Origin of the sequence: Citrobacter sp. Cpo103 (assembly GCF_030332605.1) — a bacterium.
Taxonomy (GTDB): domain Bacteria; phylum Pseudomonadota; class Gammaproteobacteria; order Enterobacterales; family Enterobacteriaceae; genus Citrobacter; species Citrobacter portucalensis.
In genome coordinates this window covers 169,957-181,808 of the sequence record NZ_JAOWHO010000032.1, presented here as the reverse complement: position 1 = coordinate 181,808, position 11,852 = coordinate 169,957, and the positions used below count along the sequence as shown (strand labels likewise).

General features: G+C 43.0%; 11 protein-coding genes. 10 read left to right on the top strand and 1 reads right to left on the bottom strand.

What is annotated here, in order from left to right:
• Positions 1 to 33: 33 nt before the first annotated feature.
• The 4 genes from OGX89_RS13535 (at position 34) to OGX89_RS13520 (ending at position 5,007) form a co-directional block, all read left to right on the top strand.
• A complete protein-coding gene (locus OGX89_RS13535) occupies positions 34 to 855 on the top strand; it encodes a TnsA endonuclease N-terminal domain-containing protein (RefSeq protein ID WP_000190554.1) in 822 nt (273 codons plus the stop codon).
• Positions 845 to 2,956 (top strand): TnsB C-terminal domain-containing protein, encoded by a 2,112-nt coding sequence (locus OGX89_RS13530; protein ID WP_000963211.1) that lies wholly within the window; start codon positions 845 to 847, stop codon positions 2,954 to 2,956. Before OGX89_RS13535 ends, OGX89_RS13530 begins: the two co-directional genes overlap by 11 nt.
• Positions 2,957 to 2,959: 3 nt before the next feature.
• Positions 2,960 to 4,387 (top strand): ATP-binding protein, encoded by a 1,428-nt coding sequence (locus OGX89_RS13525; protein ID WP_001250588.1) that lies wholly within the window; start codon positions 2,960 to 2,962, stop codon positions 4,385 to 4,387.
• 170 nt (positions 4,388 to 4,557) lie between these two features.
• Positions 4,558 to 5,007, top strand: a complete 450-nt coding sequence (locus OGX89_RS13520; RefSeq protein ID WP_001218123.1) for an Xre family toxin-antitoxin system antitoxin — start codon at positions 4,558 to 4,560, stop codon at positions 5,005 to 5,007.
• Between the two features lie 264 nt (positions 5,008 to 5,271).
• Here OGX89_RS13520 and OGX89_RS23795 read toward each other — a convergent pair whose 3' ends face one another.
• On the bottom strand, positions 5,272 to 5,439 hold the full coding sequence (locus tag OGX89_RS23795) for a ubiquitination-like system serine protease family protein (protein ID WP_225858605.1): 168 nt from the start codon (positions 5,437 to 5,439) through the stop codon (positions 5,272 to 5,274).
• A gap of 517 nt (positions 5,440 to 5,956) precedes the next feature.
• Between OGX89_RS23795 and OGX89_RS13515 the strand changes: the two genes are divergently transcribed.
• The 6 genes from OGX89_RS13515 (at position 5,957) to thcA (ending at position 11,795) form a co-directional block, all read left to right on the top strand.
• Positions 5,957 to 6,484, top strand: coding sequence for a toll/interleukin-1 receptor domain-containing protein (locus OGX89_RS13515; RefSeq protein ID WP_000985599.1), 528 nt, complete (start codon positions 5,957 to 5,959; stop codon positions 6,482 to 6,484).
• An 11-nt stretch (positions 6,485 to 6,495) separates the two neighbouring features.
• Positions 6,496 to 6,981 (top strand): TIR domain-containing protein, encoded by a 486-nt coding sequence (locus tag OGX89_RS13510; protein WP_001151554.1) that lies wholly within the window; start codon positions 6,496 to 6,498, stop codon positions 6,979 to 6,981.
• Between the two features lie 537 nt (positions 6,982 to 7,518).
• Positions 7,519 to 9,135 (top strand): CBASS cGAMP-activated phospholipase, encoded by a 1,617-nt coding sequence (locus tag OGX89_RS13505; RefSeq protein ID WP_001395489.1) that lies wholly within the window; start codon positions 7,519 to 7,521, stop codon positions 9,133 to 9,135.
• 72 nt (positions 9,136 to 9,207) lie between these two features.
• The gene (locus OGX89_RS13500) at positions 9,208 to 10,035 is read left to right on the top strand and encodes a toll/interleukin-1 receptor domain-containing protein (protein WP_000469290.1); all 828 of its coding nucleotides are present in this window, start codon (positions 9,208 to 9,210) and stop codon (positions 10,033 to 10,035) included.
• Positions 10,036 to 10,080: 45 nt separating this feature from the next.
• On the top strand, positions 10,081 to 11,223 hold the full coding sequence (thcB4, locus tag OGX89_RS13495; RefSeq protein ID WP_000008533.1) for a Thoeris type III anti-phage system protein ThcB4: 1,143 nt from the start codon (positions 10,081 to 10,083) through the stop codon (positions 11,221 to 11,223).
• 2 nt (positions 11,224 to 11,225) lie between these two features.
• Positions 11,226 to 11,795, top strand: a complete 570-nt coding sequence (gene thcA / locus OGX89_RS13490; protein WP_000718920.1) for a Thoeris type III anti-phage system protein ThcA — start codon at positions 11,226 to 11,228, stop codon at positions 11,793 to 11,795.
• Positions 11,796 to 11,852 lie beyond the last annotated feature (57 nt).

The window sequence follows — 11,852 nt, the reverse complement described above, 5'->3', positions numbered from 1 at the left end:
ACTTAAACATCGGGGTATATATGGGTCGTCTCAATGGCTACCGGTAGAAGGTTAAAAACCTTAGATGACTTTAATCGGTCGTTAAAAAATAAGTACGGGGTAGGTGTAGGTACTGAGTATAAACCTTGGCTCCGTATTCAAGATGTGGCCTCTAGGGGCATTCGCTCCCAAATTTGGGGGCGCAAAACCAATCGTGTACATCATCTGTTGTCTTCGATTGAGAGCCAGTTTTTTTACCTAGCTGAATTTAGTGATTCAGTAACCGATATCAGGGAACAATTTCCACTGCTCCCTATTACTCTGTCAAACAAGATAGCGGTAACTTTGGGGGTTGAGCACCCAAAGGTCCCTGTAAATGGGGAGCTCAACATTATGACGACGGATTTCCTGCTGACGTGCCAGAAAGACGGCCGTAAGTTCTATCATGCTGTTTCTGTAAAACCAGAGAATGGCATTGACCAGAGAACTGCTGAGAAACTGGATATTGAGCGTGTATGGTGGGAATTGCTGGGTGTCAAGTATTCGTGCTTTATGGGAAATGAGCTAACAAAGATCCAGAGCGACAATATTAGGTGGGCAACAGCACCGTTCAGATCTGGTATGACTGTATACGATTCTTCTATAGTTCAGCGGGTTTTAACAGCGGTTGAACCGGGCAAATATTTATTATCTGATTTATGTAAAGATCTTACCCTCATGTGTGATAGAGAGCGTGAGGATGGTCTAAATTTGCTGCGCTATCTTATCGCAGATAAATTTATAAATGTTAATTTAGATTATTCGATTGAGGCTTGTGGAGGAGTTGAAATTCAGTCTGTTAGCAGTGATAAAAGGCTGGTTTCTAATGGCTATTGATATAAATAGTGTATGGGATTTGAATGATGTAGAAGGTCTGAAAGATGGACCTTACCGTATCATCGATATTATTCCTCATTTGGACTGTATTATCTTGTTCCCCTTAACGAACAATCACCGCTTGCGAAGACCCACTGCAATATTACTATCATCTTTTGAAAATTACATGGCTTCAGGCAGTGTTATGCTGATTGATTTTCAAATTCCAAGCTTTCTTTTGCTTGCAGAGGAGAATCTTCCATCTTCTTTTAAAGAAAAGAGAGATGCTAATTTTAGTTTGATTAGTGATTTGGTTTCAGAACGTGATTTTTTGTTTACTTACGCTACTTCAAAAAGGATGACCAGTTTAGTTCAATATGCTCAAGAGAAAGGTACTGATCGGAAGAAGTTATCTCGACTACTGAATGCTTTTTGGCAATATGGTCAGACGAAAAATGCATTATTACCTGCCTACTCAAATAGTGGAGGGGCTGGGAAGACTCGGAAGGCAAAGAAAGGAACACTTGGTGCTCCAAAAATATCAAGAACACTCAGTATTCAACGTGCAGATAAATATATGCTTACCGTGATAGATAAACAGAATATTCGTAAATCACTGATGGCGAATTATTTAAGGGTCAATGGTAAATCTCTTGCCGAATCCTATAAGGAGTATCTTCGTAAATACCATGAAGATGAATTGAAAATGGCAAGTATCAGTAATAGAGCACCTAGTGTACCTTCACTCCGTCAGTTTTCATACTGGAAAGAACGCTTATTTTCAGATGATATAGTCATTCGCAAGCGTTCAACTGAGCGTGACTACTTACTAAATAAACGTAGTGTGCTTGGTTATGCCGCGCAGGATGATTTAGTTCCTGGTAGCTGTTTTGAAATTGATGCAACAGTAGCTGATGTACATATCGTATCCAGTTTTGGCGAGCAATATATTCTCGGACGGCCAACTATTTACTCTATTGTCGATCGGGCGACGCTTATGGTAGTTGGACTGCATGTCTCCTTATATTATGCCTCTTGGCGTGCTGCGCGCCAGGCATTGGTTAATTGTTTCTCACCTAAATCTGAATACTGTGCTCAGTATGGGATTTCTATTGATGAGTCTGAGTGGCCTTGTGCGCATGTTCCTAGGCGCTTCATCTGTGATAATGGTGAAATGATTGGCCTAAAACCACAGGAAAAAGTTGTACCTTTTACTGAACTGAGTTTTGCTCCTTCTTATAGACCTGATTATAAAAGTTTCGTTGAACGTCGTTTCAAAATTTTAAATGATAGTTTGATTCACCAACTGCAGGGATCGACGAAAGGTGGGAGAGTTGTACGCGGGGATAGAGATCCGCGTAAGGACTCAAAACATACATTGTATGAAGTGACTTCAATGCTGATTGATGCCGCGCTAGAGCATAACAGAACCATTCAGAAATCCCTTGCCTTCACCCGACCTCTTTTGATTGAAAAAAGTTTAAGTCCTACTCCGCTCAATACGTGGAAGATATATATTTCTCAGCACAGGCATTCACTTAGTCGAGTTGCTCCTGATGAAGTGATTGCTCGATTGTTACCACCAGAACAGGTCAGCATGACCCGAAGTGGTATCAAATACAAAGAAATGTTTTATTCTTGCGCACAGATTGAAGATGAAAGCCTTGCTGCTATTGCGAGGGTACATGGGCGCTGGAAGATGGATGCCCGGGTTGATGATAATACGGTGAATCATATTTATGTGAGATTAGATGAGAAGCAACCGTTTACGAAATGTCATCTATCATCCCGGAATGTAATGCTTAAAGACATACCCGTGAGTGAAGCTGAGTTTATCCAGGACTGGCTGGGGTCACATTTAGAGAAAATGCCTGTTACAGTAGAATCGATAGACATGAAGAAACGGCATGTTCAATTTGAAAAGCAGGCTAAAAAGAGGACAAATACTCACTCTGTGCCATACAGGGAAAAAATAAAGAACATTCGGGAAAATCGCCTTGAGGAGCTCAGGAGAACAACACATTCTTTCCCTGAGCATGGTGAAGACAATACTGCTGAGATTAAGCTGGAAGCAAAGGTGGTAGCTATGCTGCCAAGGCGAAATCGTAAGCCAGGAAAATAGCTGATGCGAAGAGAAAAAGCAGAATATCACCAGGCAATTTTACCAGAGCACAGAGGAAACCCTCTGATTGAAGCACTGAAACCTAAATTAGGTATAAATGAGCTTCTTGAGCAGTTTTCAAATTATCCAGTTTTGGATGAACATATCCGACAGCACCCCGATCCTTTAGTTAGAGAAGAATACACAATACGCCTGAAACAATTGCGTCAGCCTTTTCTTATTTATTATGAATGTTTTAGAGCGATAGAAACTGCAATTAAAGACGGTTATTCGACAAAAAATCCCTTTAGCCCAACTACTGCTCAGTATCTTCACTATCCAGTTGATGCCAGACCTGCGATTGAACCGAGAACAGGTTATTTTGAGCCTAAAGCAGAAAACATCACATTGATAGGTGCTAGTGGAGTAGGTAAAACCAGTATGCTCGAGCAGATACTGAATTATCTACCAAATGTGATAGAACATGATTTCTATCATGGGCATAGAATGGAGTTCACAGAACAGGTTGTCTGGATTAAGGTGGAATGTCCTAATAATTCCAGTGTTCGTGATCTCTGTGAGGAGATCTTGGTAGCATTAGATTTAGCTATGGGTAGAGAAAAATCAATATCTGCAAATACAATCGGTAGTCTGATGAGACAAATAGAACAGCGAATTAAATCAAGTTTTTTGGGGATCTTAGTTATTGATGAAATGCAAAGGTTGGTGTTCAAGCGCACGGGAGGTGAAAATAACCTTCTTAACTTCCTTCACAGCCTAGTAAATAAATTAGGAATCCCCCTCTTTTTCTGCGGCAATCCACCATTCGATGACACGCTATCAAAAACTCTTAAGGCAGCCCGCCGTGCTGAAAGTTCTGGATACTTCCGAATGGAATCCTTAAAAAAAGAGAGCGATGAGTGGGCAGCATTTATTGAGGAACTTTGGGAAATGCAATGGACTTGTATATATAACGAGCTAACGGATGAGTTGAATAACAAAATGTATGAGTTATCTCTCGGTAATTTGGATATTGCTCACCGTATTTATCGGGAGGCGCAGAGACTTGTTATCTTGGCTGATTCAGATGATGAAAGAATTAATACTAGTGTACTGGAACAGGCATATGTAAGAGCTTGTGGTTTGTCTGCTGGTACCGATGAAATCAAAGAGTTACGATCAAAAATGTCTTTACCAAAAGGGCATCGAGGGCAAAAAATACGTAGACCACAGTGTATACCCGATAATCCTCGGGAATTTATTGCAGATATTACTCGGGCTCAGCATCCCGAGTTCGAGCTGAGTTTACGTGAGCTGGTTGGCGCGGTTAACCTTTCGGAAAGGATCGGTGATCCAGATATTTTCCAACGGGCCGCTAAGCAAAAGTATCCTGTTGATCTGCTTAGACAGGTAGGGATTATTGATGATGATCCTTTGGGCCGACTGTCTTGAGTAGATTAATATCTTATAAGTAACAGTTGTAAGTGACCAAAATATTTTTTTCTTAACCGTCAGGGTCAAACAATGTTAAACCGTACTGATAGATAAGGTGAGAGATATTTAGTGTATTATAGGAGAATCTTCATGCATTGTAGCGGAACTATCAACTGGGGAAGCGACGTATGGCTTTAAGAGTCTTTTCCCCTATTATAAGTAGCTCTCTCCAGCAGAGGGGGTGGGATGTCCTTGGACTGGGTTCCCGGGATGGTATTGCTTTGATAAGAAAAATCAACGACGGGCTTGAAGGGAGTGTTGTGAAACGTATTTCTGAATGGGCGAAAATCACGCCGACGGAACTACAAAAAATGTCGGGTATTCCAATCACTACGTTTAAACGTTCTACCAAAAAACGATTTACTGCTAATCAGAGTGAGCGATTGGTGCGTGTTATACGGATAATCGAACGGGCGGTCGCATTGTTCGAGGGTGACAAGGAGGCTGCAAAAAAATGGCTACATGAGCCAAATCGTGCTCTGAATTGGAATATTCCAGCTGAAATTGTAGCTTCTGAAACTGGGGCCCATGAAGTTATTCGCCTTATTGTTAGAATTGAGGATGGTGTTTATTTATGATTCTATGATAACATCATGGAATACAAATTTTGATAGCTTATTTTTTTAGAAATATTAAATGGTGTTGATGTTAATATATTTAATATACGTTTTTAAATTATTTTAATAGTTCGAGGTGGTTGGATATCCAAGAGTCAAAAAATAAATCATGATGAGTTCTTGTCCTAAAAATTAAGATACCTTTCTAGATGATTTTAGTTCTGCATTGCACTCAATGCGAGAATGACCTATTTACAAAAATTATTTGTGATCAACTAATGTATTTCAAAGCCACTTAATTTCCCCATTTCGCAGCCAAAAAATTGATTTACAGCCTTTTTGTAACCAAACTGAAGTATGAAGCGTTGGAATTTTTTTTTGATTAATATGGATAGACCAATTAGGTATAGCTTCTTTTAGGAGTAACAATTCAATCCGCATGCAACATCTCATGGGCAGAAAAATGCTACTGCCCAGTCTTAGTTTTCTTTCCTGGCTAAGATCAAATTACGCTTAAGGAGTTTCAGTGGAGGGGTATCCCCCTCTATCACAATAACCCGTCGGCGAGGCATTAGGGATTCTTTCAGTTTTAAAAACCAACGGAGCCAATTCATTTAGATAGAACATGTTTATTGCTGTAATCTGTCCCATAAGTGTGGAGCCTTTCTCTCTTGATTTCATATAGAGCATTTCGAGTTCAGATCGTATGTCAGGGAGGTTAGCGAAAAGGGCTTTGTTCCTTGGAGCTCTAAACACGTTCGTACTGTTGAAAAACTGAGAAACCTGTATAACTTTCTCTAATTTTTTTTACTGACTCATAGATACATTGACTTGTCTCAAGCTTTTATGCTCCAAAGTTTGATAAGAACATCTAATAACCTAACTTTGCCTGAGCAGTTGATCTATTTTTTATAATGTTGCAAAGTATAAACTATTACTGGTTCGGATTATTACCTATTACAGGATCATAATGGCGATTAAACTAAAAAATTTACGATCTGCAGCTAGTCGTTCCGGAAGAGTCTTTGTTGCTAAATCGCTTAATGAAGCTGTGGCCAAAAAACAGCAAACTGCTTTTTTATGCCATAGCCATCAAGACCATGAATTAGCTAAGGGCCTTCAAGTTTTATTGAAGGAGAATGGATGGGACTTATACATTGACTGGGAAGACAGCGAAATGCCAAGTATTCCCAACAAAGAAACTGCAAACATAATTAAGTTAAAAATAAAGACTACTGATTGGTTCTTGTTTTTAGCAACAAAAAATTCAACTCAATCACGTTGGTGTCCTTGGGAAATTGGTTTTGCAGACATAGCCAAAGGCTACGAAAAGATATTGATTATTCCGACAGAAAATGACTCAGGTGTTTGGTATGGCAACGAATACCTTCAGCTATATAAAAGGATGGATGAAGGAGTTAACAATCAAACGGGTAAGTCTGGATATGCGGTGTATGACGCTGGAATAAATTCCGGCACTTGGGTGGAAAATATTTAAAGGAAACTAAAATGGCTAAAGTTCCTGTTTTTTACAGCTTTCATTTTGATAACGATGTAATGAGAGTTCAACAAATACGTAACATCGGTAGCCTTGACGGTAACCCTCCAACCTCCCCAAATGAATGGGAAAAGCTCAAACGTACTGGTAATAAAGCAGTTGAGAACTGGATAGATCAAAATATGAAATACAAACGATGTATTATTGTTTTGATTGGTAGCGAAACTGCTTCAAGACCATGGGTTGAACATGAAATTATCAAGGCATGGAATGACGGAAAAGCTCTTTTAGGCATCCACATTCATAACCTAAAATGCCCTAGAAATGGCATTAGTAGAAAAGGGAAAAACCCCTTTGACCTGATTAAGTTCACTGATGGTAGAGCACTGTCAAGTGTTGTTCCTTGTTACGACCCTAGCTCTATCAATACTTATCAGGACATAGCAAGCAATATTTCAAACTGGATTGATTACGCCATTCGACATAAGGCAAATTGATTTTTTATTTCATTTTTTCGAAATGAATTAATGATGTAAAATTGACGAGTCATAAGCCACGAAAACCTCTGTAACTTATGTCCTTGCACATCAGTTCACCACTGCTAGGCAATGGGCATTTTACGAAATTTTTCGCAGCATGTTGAAAGATAATAGGCTTCTAACGGAAGATCTATAAGACAAAATAATTAACACTAAGAGCATCGAATAAAATTTACACATCCACTGGATAAAGTGTGAGCCTGCCTAATCAACGGAAAGATTTATTTAGCGGGCGAAAGGATCGTAAAAGGGTGGAACACTTTGGCTACACCTTAGTCATCCCTGCCTCTGATCTGTATTTTGAAGATCATACTAGTAACACAATTGTTAAGCTATCCAAGTACTGCAAGAGATACGAATTCGCGGTTCAAAATGGCCGAGAAAATATCGCAGGCTTGATTGAAACCACAACTATGTTAGCCGGTCGTTGAAAACGTGTCCCCAAGACGTACTTGCTGGCAGAAAATGACATTTCAGGTAATTGAGGTGATACACATGGCAACCACAAGGCGTCTATCCGGAGTCAGAGTTCATCTTTCCGGGTCGAATAAAGAACTGCGAGCAGACATAGATGATTTTGTGCAGAAAATTGCCGCTAAAGTTTTCAGTGAAGGAGGCTCAATTGTTCATGGAAGCCATCCTTCGTTCATTGCGCCACTCCGTAAAGCTGCTGAAGATTTCATCCAAACCGGTGGTAGAAGGGAAGCGCTTACACTTGTGCGGGCGAAGAGTTACTCAACTGACGAGTACGCTGCTGAAATTGAAGAGCAGAGAACATTTGCTTCTGTAGAAATTGTGCCTGCAGATAACAGCGATGGCCAGGCTGTAGACGGCTTGACCCCAATGCGTGATTGGATGGCTGATCGTTCCGATGTAGTCATCTGCATCGGTGGTGCATGGTGGGACATAAATAAAGTAAAAGCAGGCGTCCCCAATGAGCTAGATGCAATGCTTGATCTTGGAAAGCCAGGCTTCGTTGTTGCGGGCTTTGGCGGCGCTATCGCAGGATATCTCGAAGAAGATCCTTCATTGCTATCTCGTTTGCGAAACGGACTATGTCACGAAACGAATGCGACTATTGCCAACAGTACATCGGTTGATCTGGTTGTGAAGCTGATTGCTGATCAGTTGAAGAACCTGCCACTTACTCGGCGTACTTTCTCGCGTGGCCGTAATTTCCGTATTTTGGCGCTCGACGGAGGGGGGCTCAGAGGCACCTTCACTGCTGCAGTTTTGGCCAAGTGGGACGATATGTTGAAGGCCGGTGGCGGGAGTAATTTAATTTCTCATTTCGATTTGGTAGCTGGTACATCCACAGGTGCTATTTTGGCTATTGGACTGGCGATGGGTTTGCAGCCACGTGAAATCCTTGAGTTCTACGAGAAAAAGGGTCCCCAGATTTTTCCGAAGGATCGGAAACTTCGGCACTGGCTTAAATCCAAGCATGACTCAGCAACTCTCCGTGGACTTTTGGCCGAGGTGTACGGGAACAAAACGCTGGCTGAAGATTCTCGCTGCCGCTTGGTGATCCCTACGGTGAGGGCCAAGGAAGGTCAAGCTGAAGCGATTGTTACCCCACATAGCCCCGACCGGACTGCATTCAGAGATATTTCAGCCGTTGAGGCCGCCCTAGCTTCTTCCGCTGCACCTACCTATTTTGATGAAGTTACCTTCGATGGGCCTGTTGCGTTGGAGACGTTCCTGGACGGTGGCGTCTGGGCAAATAACCCCATCCTCCCGGCGTTGGCGGAAGCGGTTCGATACCTGAAGATTCCCCTAGAAAGGATTGATGTGCTGAGCATCGGCACACTCAGTAGCGAAAGTGATTTCACTGACCAACTCGGAAAGGGCAAAGTAGGCTGGGCACCTCACAGTGTAGATCTCTTTTTTGCAGCCCAAGAGCATGGTGCTCTGGTACTCGCTCAAAGTTTCTTGGGTCCAACACGTCATATGCGTGTTAACCAACAGACCAGTGATGAAATTAAGATGGATGATGCTGAAGCTATCCAAGACATGGTCCGACGCGGCAATGAGGCTGGCAAAGAACACTTTGCTGAGGTGCGCTCCAGATTCTTTGACGGACAACACGTTGAGGTGTGGGAGCGATTTTAATTAAGCGCGGATGCCCTAGCGTTACCCGTTTAGACATCCGCTTGGCACGTAGGTCTTGACTGGGGGGAATTAATGTTTATCGATCTAACTGTTAGTAATATCTACCCAACATTTCGTTTTAGTTCTGACGAAATAGTGGCGTACAAGGCCAGAAAAGGGGAACTGTTGATCAGCCTCGAAAAATACCTTCTTGATGGACGTAATATACTTGATGCTGACAAAATACAGAAATCGATCTTTCCGCAGCACGATATTGATGTTTTTATCTCTCATTCTCATGCTGATGAAGACGAAGCCATTAGGATAGCCCTCAGCCTGGAGAATATTGGGCTCACGGCTTTCGTTGACTCATGTGTTTGGGGGTATGCTGACGAACTTTTGCGGAAAATCGATGATAAATTCTGTATACCACAGGGATGGAGCCATTACAGTTACAATCTACGTAACAGAACAACGACCAACGTGCATTTGATCCTTAATGCGGCTTTACAGCAAATGATAAAGCGATCAGAGTTGTTCATGTTTTTGGGCACTGAAAACGCAATAAATATCGATGACTACATGTCTGGAGAGGGGCGTCTGTCATCTCCATGGATTTTTTCAGAGCTTACATTTGCTAAAAGTGTCAAGCGTTCGGAACGTAGAATTTTCCAACAGGGTAATGAGAGTTTCGAGAAAATGAAGAGCGAAAGTAGAGCTCTTGAGCCGGGCTTCAGTTATCCCCTGCCGAAGCTGAAACATGAAATGAGCCTACAGGAGTTTAATGGTTGGCTAGATAAAGGAATATCAGTCGAGGCTGGTTTTGCCGGGCGAATAAGCGGGTTGACGCACTTGGATACGTTGTATAGCAAGCTGGGGTTCAGTGAAGTTCAACTGAGTGAGCCAAGATTTAAGATTTAGGTATTTCTGTTTTGTGAGGATTTAGTTGGTTTCTGCGAGGTATGGATGTCATTCATATATAGTTTGGCTGTTTTGGGCTTACCGACCGCTACTCAACTCTCTGAGCTTGAAAACGCTGTCACTGATGCTGTTTCCATGTTTGGATTGAGGGTGGGTCAGGAGATCGGCTGGGAAGTTAGTCCTGATACTTTTATCCCTAATCAACAGCGATCTGCTGCTGTTGTATTTTTCGGCGGATTAGGTGCTGATCATCCCAGCTTACCTAGCTTGCTGCGTAGCGGTGTGCCTGTTGTTCCCGTCGTGTCTGATTTATGCGAAGTGGCGACCAATGTACCGGAGATCCTGCGTCCATTGAATTGTTTGTCCTACGCCAATGGTGGGGCAAAAAGGGTAGCCACTGCACTTTTGGAGTGTGCAGGCCTGCTTCCGAAGCAACGTCGGGTTTTTGTAAGTTATCGGCGAGACGAGGCTCGTCAGGCGGCACTGCAGATGTTCGATGCCCTCTCTGCTAGGCATTTTGACGTTTTCCTGGATACACATAGTATTGCCCCGGCAGAAGATTTTCAGACCATGTTATGGCATCGGCTTTGTGATTCTGACGTGTTGTTGATGCTCGACACTCCCGACTACTTTAACAGTCGATGGACTGCAGCGGAGTTCGGAAGGGCCTTGGCTAAGGGTATCAGTGTTCTTCGAGTAGGATGGCCGGGAGTTCTGTGCTCGGCGCGGTTAGCGACTGCAAGCCTTTCTGAGCTTGGTGAGAGTGAGTTAGATGTCGTATCGGGACGTATTAGTGACCACGCGATTGACCGGATCTGTCTGCAGCTTGAAGAAGTCCGCAGCAAGAGCCATGCGGTGCGTACCGTTAACCTAATGAGCAATCTCCGAATAGGCCTTGAGACTATCGGTGGAGAAGTGATTGGCATGGGCACCGGCCGAGGGATTCGAGTGCGTCTGCCCGATGACCGCATGGTTGTGGTTTATCCAACGGTGGGCGTTCCGACCTCCACGACTATGCACGAAGCATCAATGAATTCTCCTGATGAATCCGTAGCCATACTCTATGATCATGTAGGCCTGCATCCTCAGTGGCTTAGTCACTTGGATTGGCTGGGTCAATACATCCAAGTCACGCGATGGGTTAAGGCTTGCGAGGCGAGTTGGCAATTTGCAGATTGGAGGGTATAGAAATGGCGGCGATTTTCCTCTCAGCAAGTATCCCCGTGATTGGACGAGGGCAATATTACGAGACCGCTGACCCATTTCTTATCCAGTGCGCTGTCCGTGAACTGACTATTGCGACCGTTCGCAGGCACAAAATCGTATGGGGCGGTCATCCAGCAATTACCCCTATGATTTGGAGCATCTGTGAAGATCTTGGGGTTGATTACACTAACTCTGTCATCCTGTATCAAAGCCGCTTCTTCGAAGGTCGCTACCCGGAAGAGAATCAACGATTTGACAACGTGGTTTATACCGACCCCGTGCCCGGCGACATTCAAGGTAGCTTGCAACTAATGCGCGAGCAGATGCTCTCCAGAAAAGATCTTATCGGTGCAGTTTTCATTGGGGGGATGGATGGTGTTGAGGTCGAATACAACATTTTTAGGCGGTTCCATCCTGGGGCATTCATCCTTCCAGTTGCCGCGCCAGGCGGTGCGGCGCTTAATCTTGCACGGGATAATGGTTATTTCAGCGGGAGAGAGCTTGAAGATATAGATTTCGCCACGCTCTTTAGCCGTTATTTAGTTGATCAATAGTTGTCTTGTACGATCCTGTATTTTTGTAAACCAAGCGAGGGCCATTTTGGTTTCTTA